The organism is Agrobacterium sp. fls2-241-TYG-188a, from assembly GCF_030209845.1.
Window position 1 is genome coordinate 455185 of record NZ_JARVRD010000002.1, and the last position, 21066, is coordinate 476250.

Annotated in this window: 20 protein-coding genes; 11 read left to right on the top strand and 9 right to left on the bottom strand. The window is 57.7% G+C overall.

Annotation, left to right across the window (positions count from 1 at the left end; translation table 11 throughout):
• Window positions 1-139 precede the first annotated feature (139 nt).
• Window positions 140-1687: a hypothetical protein gene (locus QRN85_RS08915; protein ID WP_284757540.1), complete on the bottom strand. Its 1548-nt coding sequence runs from the start codon at window positions 1685-1687 to the stop codon at window positions 140-142.
• Between the two features lie 449 nt (window positions 1688-2136).
• Here QRN85_RS08915 and QRN85_RS08920 point away from each other — a divergent pair, with 449 nt between their 5' ends.
• From QRN85_RS08920 to QRN85_RS08930, 3 genes are read left to right on the top strand one after another with little or no spacing between them, the layout of a single operon-like run.
• Window positions 2137-2811 carry an HAD-IB family phosphatase gene (locus QRN85_RS08920; RefSeq protein ID WP_112963950.1) on the top strand — a complete coding sequence of 225 codons (675 nt, stop codon included), beginning with the start codon at window positions 2137-2139 and terminating at the stop codon, window positions 2809-2811.
• On the top strand, window positions 2787-3452 hold the full coding sequence (locus tag QRN85_RS08925; RefSeq protein WP_062586739.1) for an NTP transferase domain-containing protein: 666 nt from the start codon (window positions 2787-2789) through the stop codon (window positions 3450-3452). The genes QRN85_RS08920 and QRN85_RS08925 overlap by 25 nt, the downstream gene beginning before the upstream one ends.
• A 43-nt stretch (window positions 3453-3495) precedes the next feature.
• The gene (locus QRN85_RS08930; RefSeq protein WP_284757542.1) at window positions 3496-4230 is read left to right on the top strand and encodes a class I SAM-dependent methyltransferase; all 735 of its coding nucleotides are present in this window, start codon (window positions 3496-3498) and stop codon (window positions 4228-4230) included.
• A gap of 78 nt (window positions 4231-4308) precedes the next feature.
• On the opposite strand, the gene cysN is transcribed toward QRN85_RS08930, so the two are convergent.
• The 3 genes from cysN to QRN85_RS08945 are packed head-to-tail and all read right to left on the bottom strand — an operon-like array spanning window position 4309 to window position 7534.
• Window positions 4309-5781 carry a sulfate adenylyltransferase subunit CysN gene (gene cysN, locus QRN85_RS08935; RefSeq protein ID WP_284757545.1) on the bottom strand — a complete coding sequence of 491 codons (1473 nt, stop codon included), beginning with the start codon at window positions 5779-5781 and terminating at the stop codon, window positions 4309-4311.
• Window positions 5781-6734, bottom strand: coding sequence for a sulfate adenylyltransferase subunit CysD (cysD, locus tag QRN85_RS08940; protein WP_113094426.1), 954 nt, complete (start codon window positions 6732-6734; stop codon window positions 5781-5783). The genes cysN and cysD overlap by 1 nt, the downstream gene beginning before the upstream one ends.
• 35 nt (window positions 6735-6769) lie before the next feature.
• The gene (locus QRN85_RS08945) at window positions 6770-7534 is read right to left on the bottom strand and encodes a phosphoadenylyl-sulfate reductase (protein ID WP_112963946.1); all 765 of its coding nucleotides are present in this window, start codon (window positions 7532-7534) and stop codon (window positions 6770-6772) included.
• Between the two features lie 223 nt (window positions 7535-7757).
• Here QRN85_RS08945 and QRN85_RS08950 point away from each other — a divergent pair, with 223 nt between their 5' ends.
• The 5 genes from QRN85_RS08950 to QRN85_RS08970 all read left to right on the top strand — a co-directional run bounded on the left by QRN85_RS08950 (window position 7758) and on the right by QRN85_RS08970 (window position 12385).
• Complete coding sequence (locus QRN85_RS08950) at window positions 7758-8198, top strand: RrF2 family transcriptional regulator (RefSeq protein WP_062586744.1); 441 nt, start codon at window positions 7758-7760, stop codon at window positions 8196-8198.
• Between the two features lie 255 nt (window positions 8199-8453).
• Window positions 8454-9479, top strand: coding sequence for a sulfate ABC transporter substrate-binding protein (locus QRN85_RS08955; protein WP_284757549.1), 1026 nt, complete (start codon window positions 8454-8456; stop codon window positions 9477-9479).
• 134 nt (window positions 9480-9613) lie between these two features.
• Entirely contained in the window at window positions 9614-10471 is an 858-nt protein-coding gene (cysT, locus tag QRN85_RS08960) for a sulfate ABC transporter permease subunit CysT (RefSeq protein WP_062586746.1), read from the top strand.
• Entirely contained in the window at window positions 10464-11336 is an 873-nt protein-coding gene (gene cysW, locus QRN85_RS08965; protein ID WP_113094428.1) for a sulfate ABC transporter permease subunit CysW, read from the top strand. The genes cysT and cysW overlap by 8 nt, the downstream gene beginning before the upstream one ends.
• A gap of 11 nt (window positions 11337-11347) precedes the next feature.
• The gene (locus tag QRN85_RS08970) at window positions 11348-12385 is read left to right on the top strand and encodes a sulfate/molybdate ABC transporter ATP-binding protein (RefSeq protein WP_284757550.1); all 1038 of its coding nucleotides are present in this window, start codon (window positions 11348-11350) and stop codon (window positions 12383-12385) included.
• A gap of 252 nt (window positions 12386-12637) precedes the next feature.
• Here the strand turns inward: QRN85_RS08970 and QRN85_RS08975 are convergent, their stop codons facing one another.
• The 5 genes from QRN85_RS08975 to QRN85_RS08995 form a co-directional block, all read right to left on the bottom strand.
• On the bottom strand, window positions 12638-13003 hold the full coding sequence (locus QRN85_RS08975) for an HVO_A0114 family putative DNA-binding protein (RefSeq protein ID WP_112963940.1): 366 nt from the start codon (window positions 13001-13003) through the stop codon (window positions 12638-12640).
• The gene (locus QRN85_RS08980) at window positions 13000-13281 is read right to left on the bottom strand and encodes a toxin-antitoxin system TumE family protein (RefSeq protein WP_113219055.1); all 282 of its coding nucleotides are present in this window, start codon (window positions 13279-13281) and stop codon (window positions 13000-13002) included. The genes QRN85_RS08975 and QRN85_RS08980 overlap by 4 nt, the downstream gene beginning before the upstream one ends.
• A 59-nt stretch (window positions 13282-13340) precedes the next feature.
• Window positions 13341-14354 (bottom strand): NAD(P)H-quinone oxidoreductase, encoded by a 1014-nt coding sequence (locus QRN85_RS08985; RefSeq protein WP_162723511.1) that lies wholly within the window; start codon window positions 14352-14354, stop codon window positions 13341-13343.
• Between the two features lie 123 nt (window positions 14355-14477).
• Window positions 14478-16280, bottom strand: coding sequence for a bifunctional diguanylate cyclase/phosphodiesterase (locus QRN85_RS08990; RefSeq protein WP_112963938.1), 1803 nt, complete (start codon window positions 16278-16280; stop codon window positions 14478-14480).
• 168 nt (window positions 16281-16448) lie between these two features.
• Window positions 16449-16691, bottom strand: coding sequence for a ribbon-helix-helix domain-containing protein (locus QRN85_RS08995; RefSeq protein WP_113094459.1), 243 nt, complete (start codon window positions 16689-16691; stop codon window positions 16449-16451).
• A gap of 455 nt (window positions 16692-17146) precedes the next feature.
• Between QRN85_RS08995 and betI the strand changes: the two genes are divergently transcribed.
• Genes betI through betA form a run of 3 tightly spaced genes read left to right on the top strand, consistent with a single transcriptional unit; the run spans window position 17147 to window position 20966 of the window.
• The gene (gene betI / locus QRN85_RS09000) at window positions 17147-17773 is read left to right on the top strand and encodes a transcriptional regulator BetI (RefSeq protein WP_284757554.1); all 627 of its coding nucleotides are present in this window, start codon (window positions 17147-17149) and stop codon (window positions 17771-17773) included.
• Window positions 17774-17789: 16 nt separating this feature from the next.
• Window positions 17790-19253, top strand: a complete 1464-nt coding sequence (gene betB / locus QRN85_RS09005) for a betaine-aldehyde dehydrogenase (RefSeq protein ID WP_284758815.1) — start codon at window positions 17790-17792, stop codon at window positions 19251-19253.
• 60 nt (window positions 19254-19313) lie between these two features.
• Window positions 19314-20966: a choline dehydrogenase gene (gene betA, locus QRN85_RS09010; RefSeq protein ID WP_284757555.1), complete on the top strand. Its 1653-nt coding sequence runs from the start codon at window positions 19314-19316 to the stop codon at window positions 20964-20966.
• Window positions 20967-21066: the final 100 nt, after the last annotated feature.

A 21066-nucleotide genomic window follows, 5' to 3' on the forward strand; every position in this document is an offset into this window, starting at 1 on the left:
GCTGAGCGCAAAAGCAAGTTACTCTCTTCAAGAACCGTTCAGACAACGAAAAACCCTCTTCAGACATAGGCGAAATCTTCGCTTCGTCTGGAGAGGGTTATTTTATGCTGGCTTGCTGCTTTTTTGACGGTCGATCGACCTAGACTTTAAAGCCGCCGGCAATGGCGTCGAGCACGATTTCCGTTGAAGGACGTTCGTTGGGAAGGAGCTTTTCTAGCAGGCGGGCGCGTTCTTCGCCCTGCTGCCACGGCTTGCCGTTGGCGTAGGCCGTAACGGCAGCTTCGATCTGCGGCATGGTGGTAACATGTTCAGCGCAGGCGGATGCAAGCTCTCCCAAGGCGTTGAAGGGAACGCGACGCTGGGAATCGATGAAGACCAGGGGCTTGTTGAAGAGCTGGTACTCGGTCAGGAACGAGATGCCATCCGTCAACATCAGGTCGGACGCATCGAAAAGCTCTCCGTACTGTCCGTCAACAATTGTGCAGTTGGGCAGGCTTTCCCATCGTGCCCTGAAGTCGTTGATATCGGCCTGGGAAATCAGACCCATTTTGACGACAAGCGCAAAAAGCGCCGGGTGAGGCTTCAGCACGAATTCTATGCGGGGCGAGCGTTGGGCCCAGCTCAGCATGTCCCGGTAGATGCGATGGAACACGCCGAATGCAAGCCAGTCGCTGCCAACGGAATGGTGCGGCGCCCAGATGACGCGAAAGGCTTTCTCGCCGTCGCTCTTTATCGGCCAGGAACCCTTGCCGATGAAGCTCGCGAGCCTCTCATGCTTCGGGTAGCCGGAGAGAACGAATTTGTTGGGATCCGAATGCTGGAAGCTTCGAAAGTAGGATTGCGTCTGTTCCGTCTCGCAAAAGACCCGCCATGCCGATCTGTGATAGGGCTGATCGAAGGCCATCGGCGATATCTCGTTGCTGGGTTCAGAATGGCTGAATTTCGCAACAATTGAGACGCCGTAGGTGATTGCGCAAAGCCGTGCAAAGCCAAGCTCCGGTGTGCGGAAGGCAGGAGGGTAGTCTCTGTCCCAATGCGACTGACGGAAGATGACGTCGGGCATCAGCGCGCGCAGCACATCCAGACCCTCGAACGAATTGGGCATGCCCAGGCGAAGATGGGGAACGCCGAGATTTGTCAGCGACTCGCTGATGGAACTCTCGCCGCCGCAAACATTGTCGCCGGGGAAGACCCTGTCGATACTGATGACGATCGGATCGAAACGATCATCCTTCTGCATGGCATGGAAAATGTCGATCTGTGCATCCCACGCCTCGATCAGATGAACGAGGAAGACGCAGCGGATCTTGCCCGATGTCGTCGGCATCTTGCGGATGCCGGTATGGACGATCTGCCGCAACTGCGCGAAATTGTTCGCCGCACTGGCTTCATTCGACCGGGCGAGGTTCTTGACGCTCTCGACCAGGTTGTTTGCGAACGTGTTGTTAGAGGATGAAAGGTCTCTGACGTTTCTGGCGATATCTTGCGATGCTTCATGCAGTTTCTGGGCGGTCGTCTGTTGCAGGCCGATGGTGTCCTCGCGGAATCGTGCAAGGAAATTGACCAGTTCCAGCATGATTTCATCCTGGATTTGCTGCCTTTGCGCCAGCGAAGACAGGTCGGCGATGACCTGGTCGAGCTTTGCGTTGACGGAGGCCGGAGATGCGCCGTTTGTTGTCGAATCCATTGTAAAACTCTCACCCAATTTTCTGAATCTATCTCAGGGTTTGCTTGCGCCGACCTGTACTACCCCATCCTCAAGGGTGTCGGTGGCAGGAACCATTGCGTGTCCCCGCGCGTTAACTAGCCACATAATAGAGGAGAGATATGATGTTGAAAGCTGTGGTATTGTGGGCGATGGGCGTGCCTCTGGTTGTAGTCGCGCTGCTGTGGATGTTCTTCTTCTAGAAGCATCGCAGAACATGAAATTCTGAAAAAAAGCGTCGGTTCCAGCCGGCGCTTTTTCTTTGTGGGCGGTCTGGTCAGGCTGAGGAAAGGTTATGTTCCTAGTGATGAATTCACATCTGTTTTGATGCTCTGAAGCACATATCCGGATTGCGCGTGCCTGTCGGGCGCGACTTTGGAGGGCGCCTTGCAGCATTGGGACGAGCGGTATTCGTACATGAAGGTTGTTATATGTATCGCCAAGCGACCCACGCCCAGACATTGACCTTTCAGCGCAGTCCGGCTCTCCTCAAGGGAGAGGAAATCCAGACTGCCTTCGCATTCGACCTCGACGGAACCATTACCCGCGCAGAGCTTCTTCCGATGATTGCGTCGGAGTTGGGTCTGGAGGCCGAGATGCGGCTTTTGACCGAGCTGACAATGGCTGGCGTCATTCCCTTTGAAGATTCGTTTCGTCTGCGTTTCGCCATTTTGCGCAGCGCCGGGATTGATCGCATTCGGTCGATTGTTTCGCAGGTCGAGTTTGATCCCGATATCGAAGCCTTCATTCGCGAGAATGTAGATCGTTGCTTTGTGGTGACCGGCAATCTGGATCTCTGGGTTCAGCCGCTGATGGAGCGCCTCAAGTGCCAGTTCTACACGTCTACCGCCATTACGGACGCGGAGGGCCGCATCACGGGTCTCGATACCGTCATGCGGAAAAACGTTGCCGGGCTTGAGCTGAAAGAGCGCTTTGACAGGCTCGTATCCATCGGCGATGGCTTCAACGACATCCCAATCTTCGATGTCGCAGATATCGGCATCGCCTTTGCAGGACTTCATAGCGCCCCTGACGCGCTGATTTCAGTTTCAAACTACGTTGCGCTGGATGGGAAATCTTTATGTCGCCTGTTAAACACGCTGTAATCGCAGCCGCCGGACTCGGCTCCCGGCTTGGCCATGGCAAGCCAAAATGCCTTGTCGAGATCGAGGGGGTGAAGATCCTTCGCCACCTTCTGTCTCTCTTGAGCGATGTGGAAGACGTGCGAGTCGTCGTTGGCTTCGAGGAAAAGGAAGTCATCAACGAAATCCGGAAAATTCGCTCTGATGTCATGGTCGTTCGCAACCCCGGCTTCCGGGCAACGACGACATTGCACAGCTATGAGCTCGGCGCGCGCCATATCAAGGGTGACTGCCTTTTCATGGATGGCGACATGCTGATCGAAGAGGCAAGCTTCAAGGCTTTCCTTGCGTCCTGCAAGCCGAATACGCCGCGTCTGGCCATTACCAAGACGAAGACGCGCGATGCTGTGTTCACCACCATCGAAAATGGCATTGCCACCAGTTTCCGCCGTGACGACCCGACAGAATATGAGTGGGCAAACATTTCCTGGTTGCCGAACGCCTTCTTCTCCGACATCGGCAATACGGCCGTCTACGAGCAGCTGCGCCAGTTCCTGCCCATGGAGACGCAGGAATTGATCGCTTATGAAATCGATAGCGAACAGGATCTGTCGCTGGCCAAAGAAAACCTCCACCTTTTCAGTCTGAGTGCTCTCGCAAGCTAGAGACGCCTTGGGCAGAAATGGTGGAGCAGGAGAAAGTCCGCATATGAGCAGAATCTACGATACGAAAGAAACAATCGACGGAAAGCAGGTCCAGACCTTCTTCAATTCGCGTGCGAAGAAGGAAGCAAATGCGGTTGATGCCGTCATGCTGCAATCTGCGGGTTCGACACTGGCAACGGATCGCGACAAGTTCGAGCGGGAAAACCTGCTGCCAAGGCTCGATAAGCCAGCGAAGGTCGTGGAACTGGGATGCGGCGCTGGCCGTCTGGCGCCATTTTACGGCGCAGCTGGCCATCAATATCTCGGCCTCGACTTCTCAGACGAATTGATCGCGCGTGCGAATGCAGAGGCGATGGCCAGCAACTCGATCCATTTTCAGGTTGCTGAAGTCCCCTATGTCAAAGTGGAAGAGCTGAAGCTCGAACCGCCATTCGACATGCTGGTTGTGACGGGGCTGATGATTTACCTCAACGATGAAGCGGTGCTCGATTCGTTCAAGCTGCTTGCCCAACTGGCAGCTCCGAAAGCCAAGATCTATGTCCGCGAATCTCTGTCCGACATGGACATTCGCCTGACCCTGAAAGAGCATTTCTCAGACGAGCTGGATGACGTTTACAACGCCATCTACAGAACGACTGCGGAACTGAAGGCCGTCATGGATGACACTCTCATTGCGGATGGCTTCCGTTACGAAGTCTGTGGCGAATATGCTTTCCCGCCCGCCCTGCGCAATCGCACCGAAACAACACAGCGATATTTCACGCTGACACGTGATTAAGTCTGGACTGACCTCCGGAACGTAAAAGGCCGCCGATCATGATCGGCGGCCTTTTTCATTTGAGTGCTGTGAAGGTTCTCAATCCAGCTCGTCAAAAACACGAGACGCGGTGGCACTGCTGGTCCGGCGGATGTCGATCTCGTCGCGGCGGCTGGAGAACTGCTCGCTGGCCAGAAGTGCTTCCGCCAGATCGGCAGGCAGAGACATGATCACGCGCTCGCCCTGCGATATCTTGCCGGTATCGCTGCGTTTTCCAAGGATCATGCCGCCAGCAACCGTGTTGTTGGTATCGGGGTCGATCAGGATGAAGGAGCCGGTCGAGCGGTTCTGGTCGTAGGGGTCGAAGATGGCCGTTTCATCGAAGGAGAGGCGCACCTTGCCAATGGCGTTCATGGACAAGGTTTCGGTATGGGGCAGCCATTGGCCGTTCTTCAGGTCAAGTTGGGTTGTCGGCTGCACTGTCACACGCTGGCGGCGGCTGCCGCTTTTCAGCCAGTAGCGCTTGCCGGGCTCGATACCGCCGGGCTGCAGCGCCACGATCTGCGCATCGAAGGCATGTCCTGTCTGCGGCTGCGCATCGATGGAAACGATCATGTCACCGCGCGATACGTCCACCTGCCGGTCAAGAACGAGCGTTACGGCATCGCCTGCGACGGCTGCATTGCGAACGAGGTCGAAGGTGACGATCTGCTTCACATTCGCCACCATGCCCGATGGCAGGATGACAACCGAATCGCCCGGCTTTACGGCGCCACCGGCAACCGTCCCCTGATAGCCGCGGAAGCTTTCGCCGGGGCGCGATACACGCTGCACCGGCAGGCGGAAGCCGCCGGTCTGGGTGGTGCGAACGGTGGCAAGCTCCAGCGTTTCTGCCAGCGTCGGGCCTTCATACCACGGCATGGATGTCTTGCCGGACAGCACGACATTTTCGCCCTTCAGCGCAGACATGGGAATAGCGGTGATCTGCTTGATGCCGAGCGACAGGGCAAATTCGCGGAACTCATGGGCAATCAGCTCGAACCCTGCCTTGTCGTAGTCGGTCAGGTCGATCTTGTTGACGGCCAGCACGAACTGGCGGATGCCCATCAGGGCCGCAATCGTCGCGTGGCGGCGGGTCTGTTCCAGAATGCCGGTACGGGCATCGACCAGAAGCACGGCGAGATCCGCTGTCGATGCGCCCGTTGCCATGTTGCGGGTATATTGCTCATGGCCGGGTGTGTCGGCCACGATGAAGGCACGCTTGTCGGTGGCGAAATAACGATAGGCCACATCGATGGTGATGCCCTGTTCGCGCTCGGCCTGCAGGCCATCCAGCAGCAGCGCGAAATCCGGCAGGCCCAGATCGTTCTGCTTGCCACTGTCGCGGTGCAGCGTGGCGGCCTGATCTTCCTTGACGGCCTTCGTATCCCATAACAGGCGGCCGATGAGCGTCGATTTGCCGTCATCGACGCTGCCGCAGGTGATGAGACGCAAGGGGCGCGCGTCTTTCACGGCCTTTGCAGGTTCAACGAATGGCAGAATTGTTGCAGATTGTGCGGCGTTCTGGCTCATCAGAAATAGCCCTCGCGTTTTTTCTTTTCCATGGAGCCCGACTGGTCGCGGTCGATGGCGCGGCCCTGACGCTCGGAGACGGTTGCGATCTCCAGCTCGGAAATCACTTCGTCCAGCGTCGTCGCATGAGAGTTGATGGCGCCGGTCAGCGGGAAACAGCCAAGCGTGCGGAAACGGATCATGCCGCGCTGCACGACTTCGCCGGGCTGCAGTTCCAGACGCTCGTCTTCTGCAAGAATCATCATGCCATCGCGTTCCACATAGGGGCGTTCCGCGGCGTAGTAGAGCGGCACGAGCGGAATGTTTTCCGCCTGGATGTAACGCCAGATATCGACCTCAGTCCAGTTGGACAGGGGGAAGGCGCGGACGCTTTCACCCTGACGGACCATGCCGTTATAGATATTCCACAGTTCCGGACGCTGGTTGCGCGGGTCCCATTTGTGGTCGGGCGTGCGGAAGGAATAAATCCGTTCCTTCGCACGGCTGGCTTCCTCATCGCGGCGCGCACCGCCGAAGGCGGCGTCGAACTTGCCGGCATCCAGCGCCTGGCGAAGCGCTTCCGTCTTCATGATATCCGTATAAAGCGCAGAGCCGTGGCTAAACGGCGTGACATTTTCCTCAGCACCGCGCGGGTTGGTGTGGGAGATCAGGTCGAGATCATATTCCTTGACGATATTGTCGCGAAACTCGATCATCTCCTTGAATTTCCAGCCCGTGTTGACGTGCAGAAGCGGGAAGGGGATGCGCCCGGGGAAAAACGCCTTGCGCGCCAGATGCAGCAGCACGGACGAGTCCTTGCCGATGGAATAGAGCATTACCGGTCGCTCGAACTCGGCGGCGACTTCACGGAAAATGTGGATGGCTTCGTTTTCGAGGGCCTTCAGGTGCGGGTCAAGTGGCTGCTTGGGTGAGGCGACACTTTTGCTTTCCGTCTCCGGAACTGCATTGGACATTGTAAACTCCGGCAATGTACTGATTTCTATGATCGTTATGATGCGGTGGGTATTATCGAGGCTTGCGCTGCCTCGGCCACATGCAGGCCGCATTCGCGCTTCTCGTCATTTTCCCACCACCACCGGCCGGCGCGTTCAGGCTCGCCGGGCTTGATGGCGCGCGTACACGGCTCACAGCCGATGGACGGGTAGCCACGCGCATGAAGAGGGTTGATGGGGATATTCTCCGCTGCGACATGGGCATTGATGAGACCGATGTCCCAGTCCGCCAGCGGGTTGATCTTGATGAGATTGCGCTCGGCGTCAAATTCGGCAAAGGGCGTTGTTGCACGGTTGCCGGACTGGCCACGGCGAAGGCCGGTGACCCAGAAGCTTGCACCTTCGAGCGCCTTGGCCAGCGGCACCAGCTTGCGCACATGACAGCAGGCATGGCGAGCCTCGACGCTGTCATAGAAGCCGTTCAACCCGTACTTTGCCGCAAAGGCGTCGATATCGTCCTGTTGCGGGTAAAACCGCCGGATCGTGAGGTTGTATCTCTCTTCGGTCTCGTCGATGAGCTTGACCGTCTCTGCAAACAGGCGGCCCGTTTCCAGTGTGGCGATGTCAATTGGCAAGCGGTGCGTGCCGATTGCTGCGGTAATGACCTGATCCTCAATACCAAGACTGGTGGTAAACACCGCACGCCCGCCAAGTCCCGCGATAAAGGCGAGGCGCTGCGCCAGATCGAGACCGGCAAGTGTATCGTCCAGAGAAGAGACTTCCTGGCTGGAAAAGCTATGCGCAGATGTATTGATGGTCATTTCATCGTATCCGAACTCTACTGTTGCGGATAATCCCTGAAATCCGGGTTTTTTAACAGGAATGGCTATGCTTCTGCATGGCCTTGCTGAGCAAATATCTCTCTTGCACGCTTCTTAGGCGCAAAAGACTCCCAATCGCTCAAGCCCGGTTCAGATTTACACTGGTAAAAGAATGTCATTCGTAGAAAAACACAACCAGCTTATCCCGTTTCGGTAATTCAGAATGATTTCCCAGAAGGCAAAATATGCGCTGCGCGCCCTCATCGCATTAGCGAGAGCTGATGAGGGCTGTCCTGTCCAGATTTCCGACATTGCGCGCAGTCAGGTCATTCCCAAGAAATTCCTGGAGCAGATATTGCTGGAGCTGAAACGGGACGGGCTGGTCGCCAGCCGTCGCGGCAAGCAGGGCGGGTATCTGCTGCGCCGTTCGTCCAGCGATATCTCGTTTGGAGAGGTGCTACGGCTCATCGATGGACCGGTGGCGCCGCTGCCATGCCTTTCAAAGACGGCCTATAAGCGCTGCGAGGACTGCGACGGCGAAACCGGGTGCGAAATTCGCCACGTCTTTGCACGGGTGGCGGATGCCACGCGCAATATCCTGTTCAATACGACCATTGCAGACGCAATCAGCGGCACCGACGTTGCGGAACTGCTGACGGCGTGAGGCCGCAACCCACTTCCCGGCACTCAAGTCATCACGCACCCGGCAATTTGCGCCAATGTTGGTAAAAATCCCGAACTGGTTTTGCGTGAAGCCGATGTTTTGAACGGTGCTTGTTGCGCGTTTCGAAGTTGCCGCGCTGTGTTTGTTGCCGCCGATGACAAGACAAGGGAAACACTTTTGCGATCGTCATTGCCCTGATTGACCAACTCTACTGATCCGGTAGTGTTAAGGGCAAGACATCCAGGAGGGTTCAACATGTCGAAACTTCTTTCCAGCCTCAGCGCCGTGGCGCTCACCCTGTCCATTTCGCTCGGCACTGTCGGGACGGCATGGGCAGATAGCAAGCTGCTCAATGTTTCCTATGATCCGACCCGCGAACTCTACAAGGACTTCAACGCAGCCTTTGCCAAAAAGTGGAAGGCCGACACGGGTGAAGACGTTTCCGTACAGCAGTCGCATGGCGGCTCCGGCAAGCAGGCCCGTTCCGTTATCGATGGTCTGGAAGCCGATGTGGTCACACTGGCGCTTCAGAGCGATATCGACGCCATCGTCAAGAACAGCGGCAAGATCAAGGAAGACTGGCGCAGCCGCCTGCCGCACAATTCCTCTCCTTATACGTCCACCATCGTCTTCCTGGTCCGCAAGGGCAACCCGAAGGGCATCCACAACTGGGGTGACCTTGTGAAGGGCGATATCCAGATCGTAACGCCGAACCCGAAAACATCAGGCGGTGCGCGCTGGAACTATCTGGCCGCCTGGGCCTGGGCGAATGAGGAATACAAGGGCGATCAGGACAAGATAAAGGCCTATGTCGGTGAACTCTACAAGCGGGCTCCGGTGCTTGATACCGGCGCGCGCGGCTCCACCGTTACCTTCGCCCAGCGCCAGATCGGCGACGTCTTGCTGGCCTGGGAGAACGAGGCCTATCTGGCTGGCGAGGAATTCGGCAAGGACGAATTCGATATTGTCGTTCCGCCGATCTCCATCCTCGCAGAACCACCCGTTGCCGTGGTTGACGCCAATGTCGATGCCAAGGGCACCCGCAAGGTTGCCGAAGCCTATCTTCAGTATCTTTATTCTGACGAAGGCCAGAACATCGCCGCCAAGCACTTCTACCGTCCGTCAAACCCGTCTGTTGTTTCCAAGGATCTCCTGAAGCAACTGCCTGACATCAAGCTCGTCACCATCGACGATCCGCAGTTTGGCGGATGGGCCAAGGCACAGCCAGAACATTTTGGTGACGGCGGCATCTTTGACCAGATTTACAAGCCCGCAAAGTAAGCGGATGATGCAAAACGCCGAACAGGCCCACACCAGGGCTTTGTTCGGACCGGATACAAGATCGACCGGCCGCAAGCCGGTCGAAGACGCATCAGAGGGCGGCTGACGATGGCCCCCATTTTACCGGAGCCTTGATGAGCAGTACCCCATCGCCAGCGAAATGGAAGTGGCGTCAATCGAGCGTGTTGCCGGGTTTCGGCCTCACGCTCGGCTATACCATCACCTATCTTTTTCTCATTATTCTCATCCCCCTGGCCGGTCTGGTCTGGTCCACCGCCAAGCTTGGCTTTTCGGACTTTCTTGCCATCGCAACCGATAGCCGCACCTTGAACGCGCTGCGCATCAGCTTCAGCACGGCCTTCGTCGCAGCCTTCGTCAACGCCGTCTTCGGTGTGCTGATTGCCTGGGTGCTGGTGCGTTATCGCTTTCCCGGGCGCCGCTTCGTGGATGCCATTGTCGATCTGCCCTTTGCGCTTCCAACCGCCGTTGCCGGCATTGCGCTCACCGCGCTTTACTCCAATCGCGGTTGGGTCGGGCAACTGTTCGAACCCTTTGGCATCAAGATTGCCTTTACCCCTTCCGGCATTGTCATTGCGCTGATCTTCATCGGACTGCCCTTTGTGGTTCGCACCGTGCAGCCTGTCATGGAAGAGATCGACCGTCAGGTGGAAGAGGTGGCTGCAACGCTGGGCGCCAACCGTTTCCAGACCATCACCCGCATTCTTCTGCCGGGGCTGGTTCCAGCCATCCTCACCGGCTTTGCGCTGGCCTTCGCCCGCGGCGTCGGGGAATATGGTTCGGTCATCTTCATTGCCGGCAATATTCCCTATGTCTCGGAAATCGCCCCGCTGCTGATCGTCATCCGGTTGGAGGAATTCAATTATGCAGCCGCAACCGGCATCGCCACGATCATGCTGATCATTTCCTTCGCCATGCTGTTCGTCATCAATCTCATTCAGGCCTGGAGCCGCAAGAGGTACGGTTATGCCTGATAACGCGCCCACCGTTCCCTCCCGCCCGTTCCGGGATCCCGCCAGCGAAACGCTGCCTGCAAAGCTGGTGCTGGTCGGTATCGCCTTCCTGTTTCTTGCGCTGTTCCTCGTCCTGCCGTTGGTGGCGGTTTTCGTGGAGGCCTTCCGCAAGGGCTTCGAGTCGTTTTGGGAAGCCATTGTCGAGCAGGATGCGCTATCGGCCATCCGCCTCACACTTCTTGTCGCGGCCATCGCCGTGCCGCTCAACCTCGTCTTCGGTGTTGCCGCTGCCTGGTGCATTGCGAAGTTCGAATTCAAGGGCAAGGCATTTCTGATCACCCTGATCGACCTGCCTTTCTCCATCTCACCCGTCATTTCCGGACTGGTCTATGTCATCCTGTTTTCCTCCCACAGCGTGCTCGGCCCCTGGCTGAAAAGTTACGGCATCGAAATCCTCTTTGCCGTTCCCGGCATTGTGCTTGCCACCATCTTCGTGACCTTCCCCTTCGTTGCGCGTGAACTCATTCCGCTCATGCAGGATCAGGGAACGGGCGATGAGGAAGCCGCCATTTCGCTCGGTGCATCCGGCTGGCAAACCTTCTGGTTCGTCACGCTGCCCAATATCAAATGGGGTTTGCTCTACGGTGTGTTGCTGTGCAACGCCCGCGCCATGGGGGAATTCGGTGCAGTTTCCGTCGTGTCAGGCCATATCAGGGGCGAAACCAACACCATGCCGCTGCATGTCGAGATACTCTATAATGAGTATAATATCGGTGCGGCCTTTGCGGTGGCGACCCTGCTTGCCGGGTTGGCGCTCGTTACCCTCGTCTTGAAAACAATTCTTGAAATACGCTTTGGCGCGGGCAACGCTGCCGGCAAGCATTGAAGGGCATTTTTATGGAAGTCAAAGTTTCCGGCATTACAAAGCAGTTCGACCGTTTTCCCGCCTTGAACGACGTGTCGCTCAACATCCGTTCCGGCGAGTTGATTGCGCTGCTGGGCCCATCCGGCTCCGGCAAGACCACGCTGCTGCGCCTCATCGCCGGTCTTGAACAGCCCACGCAGGGGCAGATCTTTTTTGGCGATGAAGACGCATCTCATCGTTCCGTGCAGGAGCGCAATGTCGGCTTCGTGTTCCAGCATTACGCGCTTTTTCGCCATATGACGGTGGCTGAAAATATCGGCTTCGGTCTGAAAGTGCGCCCATCAGCAACCCGCCCGCCCAAGGCGGAAATCCGCAAGCGCGTCTCCGAGCTTCTCGATATGGTGCATCTGCAGGGTCTGGAAAAACGTTACCCCAACCAGTTGTCGGGCGGCCAGCGTCAGCGCGTTGCGCTTGCGCGTGCGGTTGCCATTGAGCCCCGGGTGCTGCTGCTGGATGAGCCATTCGGTGCGCTGGATGCCAAGGTGCGCAAGGAACTGCGCCGCTGGCTGCGCGAGTTTCATGACCGCACCGGCCATACCACCGTCTTCGTTACGCATGATCAGGAGGAAGCACTGGAGCTGGCCGACCGCGTGGTGGTCATGAGCCAGGGCAAGATCGAGCAGGTCGGCACGGCCGATGATGTCTATGACACGCCCAACTCGCCCTTCGTCTTTTCCTTCATCGGTGAGTCGTCAAACCTGCCTGTAACGATCCGTGATGGTCACGTGCTGTTTCAGGGCGAGAGCATCGGCATCAGGGAGGCCAATGATGGCCAGGGCGACCTGTTCTTCCGCCCGGAGGATGTGGTGCTGACCAGCGACCGCGATGCGCTCTACGGCAAGGTTACCACCTGTCGCCGCCTTGCCGGAACGAGGATTGCCGAGATCGATATCGCCAATGACGGGCACGAGCCCTACCATCTGGAAATCGAGGTGCCACTCGATGCGTCCGTATCCGTCGGAAACGAACTGCGCTTCCGACCCACGCGCTGGAAAATATTTCGCCCATAACAAGCGGAAATAGGAAAAGGGCCGCTTTTGGCGGCCCTTCCATGAGTTTGGTCGTTGTTTCAGACCGAAAACGCAATCAACGTTTTCAAGGGAAGGCGGATCAGGCCGAGGGCTGCCTCGTCAAAATCAAATCCTTTCCATTGCCTGCTACGAAGACCGAAATCTCATTAGACATTGGATCACCTTCCTTTCACTACGTTGAACATAAGAAGAAGGTAATACGATTCGCCGAGATTGCAAGGGGTGTCAGAATTACGCCGCCTTTCCGGCCTGCATGTCGAACTCGAAGTGGATATTGTCATAGGGAAAGGTGACGCCACTTTCATGCCTGTCAATGATGCCGGCATTGACCAGCGTCGTGACATCTCTATGCACCGCCTGCACGTCACGACCCACACGTCGCGCCACTTCGCGAATGGCAAGCGGACCTTGCCCAACGAGGCTTCTAACAATATTGAGCCGCAAGGGTGCGAGAATACGATGCAGATCGTCGTAGCTGGAAAACTCGATGGATGGCGTCGCTTCCGTCGCTTTACCGGAAAGGGCAGAATTTCCTGCCGCCACAAACCGCGCCTTCATATCATCCATCGTGCTTAAACGTATCGTCAAACTCGTCATTTCAAGATCCTCTCCATGTCGGTCTGAAAGGCTTCGAACAGCGCCCCAAGGGTGGTGAATGTTATGTTTTCTTCTTGATCACCGAGATGGCGGTGGTCTCCCTTGCCGCGCTCATTGTCATATCGAAGAACGCACTCACCATTCACAACGAGCGCCAGACGGTACTTGAATGGATGAGCGCTGCCAGGGACAGGCTCGGGCAGATGCCATAGCACCACCTCAAAAAAGGTCGTTTCATCAATGACCTTTCTGGATTTTTCGAGGAGTGTCGCGGCCATGTTGTTTTCTATAACAACAGGGTGCTGTTGTCAATTGTAACAACAGCACCGATTTTGCGTCAAGCCACACGCATGACGATCTTGCCGATATGGCTGCTGCTTTCCATCAGCCTGTGGCCCTCGGCTACGTCATCGAAGGCAATCACATCGTGGATGACGGGTGCAATCTTTCCGGCTTCCAGAAGCGGCCAGACTTCCGCCACCAGCTCGTCGCGGATCGCTCTCTTCTCGTCTGCTGTGCGTGGGCGCATGGTAGAGCCGGTCACAGTCAGCCGCTTGACCATGATTGGCCGCAGATCGACATTCTCCGCTACGTTGCCGCCCAGAAACGCGATCATCGACAGACAGCCATCCTTGGCGAGCGCAGAGAGGTTCTTTGCAAAGTAGGAGGCGCCGATCATGTCGAGGATGACGTCCACGCCTTTGCCATCCGTTTCAGCCTTGATGACCTCAAGGAAATCCTCTTCCCGGTAGTTGATCGCCCGCTTGACGCCCAGCTTTTCGCAGGCCTGGCATTTTTCCGCAGAACCCGCAGTGGCGTAAACCTCGGCACCAAAGGCTGTCGCCAGCTGGATGGCCGTCGTGCCGATGCCGCTGGTTCCGCCATGGATCAGCACGCTTTCGCCTTCGGTCAACCCGGCCATCTGAAAGAGATTTGCCCAGACCGTGAAGAATGTCTCCGGCACGGCTGCAGCCTTGACGGCATCGTAGCCCTTGGGGAAGGGAAGGGCCTGGCCCGCAGGCACGACGCAATATTCCGCATAGCCGCCGCCATTGGCCAGTGCACAGACGTGATCGCCGACCGCAAATTCACTGACGCCATCGCCAAGGGCCACAACCTCTCCGGCAATCTCCAGTCCCAGAACAGGGCTTGCGTCTTTCGGCGGCGGATAGGCACCCTGCCTTTGGGCAACATCAGGCCGGTTGATGCCAGCGGCTTGCACCTTCACCAGAATTTCGCCCGCGCGTGGCGTCGGGAGTGGACCAGTCGCAAACACCATCACGTCGGGTTCGCCAAAACTTGGCAGGTCAACAAATCGCATCGTCGTGGGCAGTGTCATGGAGGCCTCCATTGCTTTCAATGGTGGAAACCTATGCGAGAAGCGACCGGGATGGAAGCGTGCGTTTGCGCCATGGCGCCGCGTCTTAAAGCCGCGCGCTGGCAATCGGGCGAGCGAGACGACGCAGGCACCGCATCAGGACCGGTCGCCGAAAGTGCGGATGATGAACCCGTTTTCGCTTTCCTTGGCCGCCTTCTTGACGGTCGCGATCTCGCTGCCGATTCGCTCGGGATTGCCGAGAATAAGCCCCTTGGAAAGCTCCAGAACGCCGATCGAGCAGCGTAACAGGGCAAACTCCCGCTCATTGCCGAAACGGTCATAGCCGGTGATCTGGCCTGCGGCACGGTCTTCGTCGGAATAGAGCTGCACCACATCGTCGTGGAAATCGCTCAGCAACCGTTCCAGGATTTCGGTTACCTCTTCCTTGTTCCAGTCACGCACGCCGATGAAGAAATCGTCGCCGCCGATATGGCCGAGGAAGCAGTCGCCCGAGAAGAAATAACGCTTCATCAGCGCAGAAAACAGCGTGATGGCGTGGTCGCCAATGTGGAAGCCGTATTTGTCGTTGAAGGGTTTGAAGTTATCGAAATCGCAATAGCAGAAGAAACGGTTGTCGTCGCTGTCGCGGCAACTGTCCTCGATGAAGCTGCTGATGGCGCGGTTGCCGGGAAGCGCCGTCAGCGGGTTCTGTTCCTGCGCCAGCTTTAGCTGCTTCTCGTTCATGACCTTGATGAGGGATGCTGCCGAAACGACGCCGATATAGCGCATGTTCTCCGTCAGAATGACGCAGGCGCTGCCGGCCGTGTTGGCAAAGACGCTCATCAACTGCTCTGCATCCGCATCCAGCCCCACAATCGGCGCGCCATCCACGAAGTGCGAGATCGTGCGCTCATAGACCTTGTTCTTGAGCAGGTCGCGACCGAAGGGCTGGTAGATATATTCCTTGAGATGATGTTCGTTGATGACGCCGCGCGGTTCGCCATTGGCATTGAGAACCGGGAAAAAGGCCTGGGCAGGATTGCGGCGAAACAGTTCGAAGACGCTGTCGATCGTGTCGTTCTCAAAAACCGTCGGCAGCCGCTCGATTTGCCGTCGAATGAGGATTTCGTCCAGTTTCTGGCTGCTGCGGCGGGTTTCACCCAGATGCTGCAGATGCGGAAAAGCGCTCTGCAACTCGCTGACGAAAGTGGTAGGGCGGGAGATGAACCAGCCCTGTACCAGATCGACGCCATGTTCGCGGCAGGCCAGAAATTCCTGCTCTGTCTCGATGCCTTCGGCAATGACCCGGACGCCGAGGACATGGGCGATGTTGACGATGTTCTTGACGAGGTGACGCTTTCTGGGATTGCGGTCGACCCCATCGATGAAGTAGCGGTCGATCTTGAGGTAGTCGACGGGGAAATCGCAAAGCAGCTTCATCTCGCCATGACCAACCCCGAAATCATCGATGGCCAGCTTGAAGCCTTCCTTGCGCATCCGTGCAATCAGTGCACTGAACTCCGGAACGCTGGTATTATCAAACCGCTCGGAAAGCTCGAAACAGATGGAGGAGGGCGGAATGGACGCCTTGCCCAAATGCTCCAGAAGCGTGTCCAGAATGGCATTGCCGTGGGGAATGAGACGGACGTCGAGATTGAGAAACAGGGTTGCAGATGAGAATTCCGGCAGCGTCGAGAATTTCGCGAGCGCGCGCCCGGCAAGCATCTGCTCGACAGCCACCAGCTGTCCGTCCGTTTCGATGTGGTCAAGCAGGTCCAGAGGGCTGGAAAAACCAATGCGGTCGAAGCCGCGCATCAGCGACTCATAGCCAAAGACGGTGCCCGTGGATGCTTCGACGATGGGTTGGAAGGCTGTTTCCAGGACGAGCTTCGCCATGGAAGCGATCTGCCCACTGGCAAATCGCCTGATAATATCGGGGTCGATCGCCGTCGACTGCATGAATTTTCTCCACGGTCGCGTCCTTTTTGGGGATTTTATGGACGCTTTTTATGGAGAAGGTGGTCGAAACTTCTCAACAAATACTTTCTCGTTGATGAAGCTTTTTTGAATTTTTCATGACGTCTCTGCGACGCACTAAAACAGACATCATTGAGAAACATCAAGATGCTAAGCTTGGCGCCGTTTCTGCGCATGTGCCGCGTAAAGCTCTGCGACATTCAGCTGTTCATCATGGGGAAGAGGTGTTGTCCGCTCGTTGCGGTGGCGGTTGCTGCCGGCGGCGACGGTGTCTACCCAAAGCCGCAATGCCGCGCGAACGACTTCGCTGCCTGAGGCATAGTCGCCAGCCATCACGGCTTCGCGCATTTTTGCCGCCTGTTCCGGCGAAATGGATACGGTTACCATTGGCATCATCTCTCTCCCTTTTTGACGAGCCGTTCGGCACAGGTGCCGGGCAGCATCGTTTTGGCCTTTTTTCTCGTCCGTCGCCGGCCTTTTGCAGCGGACTTTACTGTCTGGATGGCGCATATTTCACAGATGCGCCGGGAGGAACGTTCATCCCCCTGTTCGGTTCCTGCAAAGTCTTGAAATCGATGTGAAAAGTGGACCAGCGACAGGGCCGTCCAAGCGAATGTCTTCGCCAGCACAGGTCTGCGACAGGCCGTGGGTGTGTATTGTCAAGCGAATGCGATCGGTCATGCGATGCGACCTTCCATCTGCCAGTTGGTCAGAGCCTATCACAATCGCACCATAGAACAACGTGTTCAGACTGCTTTGACATGGCGCAAAGCACACTTTTCTGTGTCGCATTTATTATTGATTGATCAGTCAATCAATAATAAATTGACCACCAAAGGAGAAGGCCAATGCCAAAACTCGGAATGGAGCCCTTGCGCAAAAAGGCCCTGATGGATGCCGCCTTGCGGACCATCGGTCAAAACGGGTCCCTCAACGTCACCATGTCGGATATCGCCCGCGAAGCAGGGGTCTCGGCGGCGCTTGCGCATCATTATTTCGGCAGCAAGCAGAAGCTGCTTCTCGAAACCATCCGCAGTCTGCTGCGCGCCCTGCGCCGAGATGCGATTGCGGCGCTCGCGCAGGCCTCCGGTCCTCGCGCGCGGCTGAGCGCCATCGTCCGTGTGTCGTTCCAGAGCGACCAGTTCACCAGCGAGACCGTGGCAGCGTGGCTGGCCTTTTATGTCGAAGCGCAGCGTTCCGACGAGATGCGTCGACTGCTGATCACCTATACGCGGCGTCTGCGCTCCAACATCATGGATAGTCTCAACCGCCTCTGCCCACCCGATGATGCGGCAAGGATTGCCGAGGGGGCAGCGGCATTGATCGATGGGCTCTACATTCGCCACAGCCTTCGCGCCGCTCCGCTCGGACTGGCCGCAGCCCCGGCGCTGGTCGAAAATTATTTCGATACGCAGCTCAAACCCTTTTCGGACGCGCCCGCAACAGACGGCAAACCGTCCATTCGCATTCTTTGAGGACCACGACATGACACTGAAAGCCCAACCGAAAGCCTCGCACTTCATCGACGGTGCCTATGTCGAGGACGCAGATGGCGCGATCTTCGAGAGCATCTACCCTGCGACGGGCGAGGTCGTGGCGCGGCTGCACGCGGCCACCCCGGCCATCGTGGAGCGCGCGGTAGCATCCGCCAAGCGGGCGCAGAAGGAATGGGCGGCCATGAGCCCCACCGCACGCGGCCGCATCCTGCGCCGTGCCGCCGATATCATCCGCGAGCGCAACCGCGAACTGTCAGAGCTGGAAACGCTCGATACCGGCAAGCCAATTCAGGAAACAATCGTTGCCGATTCCACCTCGGGCGCGGATGCATTCGAGTTCTTCGGCGGCATCGCGCCATCGGCCCTCAACGGCGACTATATCCCGCTTGGCGGCGATTTTGCCTATACGAAGCGCGTTCCGCTCGGCGTCTGCGTGGGCATCGGCGCGTGGAACTATCCGCAGCAGATCGCCTGCTGGAAGGCGGCCCCGGCCCTGGTCGCAGGCAATGCCATGGTCTTCAAGCCATCGGAAAATACCCCGCTCGGCGCGCTGAAGATTGCCGAAATTCTGGTCGAGGCCGGTCTGCCCAAGGGCCTGTTCAACGTCATCCAAGGGGACCGCGAGACAGGCCCGCTGCTCGTCAACCATCCTGACGTGGCCAAGGTCTCTCTGACAGGCTCGGTGCCGACAGGCCGGAAGGTGGCTGCTGCCGCTGCCGGCCACCTAAAGCATGTCACGATGGAACTGGGCGGCAAATCGCCACTCATCGTGTTCGATGATGCCGATATCGACAGTGCGGTTGGCGGTGCGATGCTCGGCAACTTCTATTCCTCCGGTCAGGTCTGCTCTAACGGCACGCGCGTCTTTGTCCAGCGCGGCGCAAAACAACGGTTTCTCGACACTCTGAAAAGCCGCACGGATGCCATGGTCATCGGCGACCCCATGGATGAGGCAACCCAGATCGGCCCGCTGGTTTCCAAAGCACAGCAGGAAAAGGTGCTCGCCTATATCGAAAAGGGCAAGGCCGAAGGCGCAACGCTGATTACCGGCGGCGGCATTCCCAACCATGTTGCGGGCGAAGGCGCCTATGTCCAGCCGACTGTCTTCGCGGACGTGACGGATGGCATGACCATTGCGCGCGAGGAAATCTTCGGACCGGTCATGTGCGTTCTGGATTTCGATGACGAGGAAGAGGTGATCGCCCGTGCCAATAACACCGAGTTCGGTCTCGCGGGCGGCGTTTTCACCGCTGATATTTCCCGTGCCCACCGCGTGGTTGACCAGCTGGAGGCGGGCACGCTGTGGATCAACACCTACAATCTTTGCCCGGTCGAAATGCCGTTCGGCGGCTCCAAACAGTCAGGCTTCGGGCGGGAGAACTCTGCGGCTGCCCTCAGTCACTATAGTGAGTTGAAGACGGTCTATGTAGCGACGGGCAAGGTCGAAGCGCCTTACTGACCCGCCAGTCGGAGCGTACCCCCACCCGAGCCCACGCTGATTTTTTAGAGAGCAACCGCAATGCAGCAAGCAGATTTCGTCATCGTCGGGTCGGGTTCCGCAGGGTCCGCCATGGCCTATCGTCTGTCGGAAGACGGGCGTTACTCGGTCATCGTCATCGAGGCAGGCGGGACGGATTTCGGTCCCTTCATCCAGATGCCCGCCGCGCTTGCCTGGCCAATGAGCATGAAGCGTTACAATTGGGGCTATTACTCCGAGCCGGAGCCGAACCTCAACAATCGCCGCATCACCGCTCCGCGCGGCAAGGTCATTGGTGGGTCATCATCCATCAATGGTCTCGTCTATGTCCGCGGCCATGCCGAAGACTTCAACCGCTGGGAGGAACTTGGCGCGCACGGCTGGTCCTATGCGGATGTGCTGCCCTATTTCAAGCGAATGGAAACCAGCCATGGCGGCGAAGAGGGTTGGCGCGGCACGGACGGGCCCTTGCATGTGCAGCGCGGGCCGGTGAAGAACCCGCTGTTCCATGCCTTCGTGCAGGCAGGCGCACAGGCGGGTTTCGAACTGACGGACGATTATAATGGCTCCAAGCAGGAGGGCTTCGGCCTGATGGAGCAGACCATTCACAATGGTCGCCGCTGGTCCGCCGCCAACGCCTATCTCAGACCGGCGCTGAAACGCGGCAATGTCACACTGGTCAAGGGCTTTGCCCGCAAGATCGTCATTGAAAACGGTCGCGCAACCGGCGTTGAGGTGGAGCGCCGGGGTGCCATCGAGACCATAGGCGCAAACCGCGAGGTGATCGTCGCTGCCTCATCCTTCAATTCGCCCAAGCTGTTGATGCTGTCGGGCATCGGCCCCGCCAGGCACTTGCAGGATATGGGCATCGAGGTGAAGGTGGATCGCCCCGGCGTGGGCGAAAATCTCCAGGACCATATGGAGTTCTATTTCCAGCAGGTTTCCACCAAGCCGGTCTCCCTCTATTCGTGGCTGCCGTGGTTCTGGCAGGGCGTGGCGGGCGCGCAATGGCTGGTGACGAAGGGTGGGCTCGGCGCTTCCAACCAGTTCGAGGCCTGTGCCTTCCTGCGCTCCGAGCCCGGATTGAAGCAGCCGGATATTCAGTTCCACTTCCTGCCGGTCGCCATTTCCTATGATGGTAAGGCAGCGGCCAAAAGCCACGGTTTTCAGGTTCATGTCGGCTTTAACCTGTCGAAATCGCGCGGCAATGTCACGCTTGCCTCCAGCGATCCCAAGGACGATCCCGTCATCCGCTTCAATTATATGAGCCATGGGCAAGACTGGGAGAAGTTCCGCCATTGCGTGCGCCTGACGCGGGAAATCTTCAGCCAGAAGGCATTCGACGACTATCGCGGACCGGAAATCCAGCCGGGCGAGGGTGTCCAGTCCGATGAGGATATCGACGCCTTCCTGCGCGAGCATCTCGAAAGCGCCTACCATCCCTGCGGCACCTGCAAAATGGGCGACCGCAACGACCCGATGGCGGTGGTCGATCCGGAATGCAGGGTCATCGGCGTGGAGGGCCTTCGCGTTGCCGACAGTTCCATCTTTCCGCATGTGACCTATGGCAATCTCAACGGCCCGTCGATCATGACCGGAGAAAAGGCCTCCGACCATATTCTCGGCAAACAGCCTTTGCCCCGCTCAAATCAGGAGCCATGGAGCAACCCGCGCGCAGCAGTCAGTGATCGGTAAAAGCCGCTGGCGCTCAAGTCTTCTTGATAATTGTCAGGGTTAAGGTTGCAATCGCGGCGCTGCGGTTCGATAAGGAAGGTCTCTCCCAGACGACAGAAAA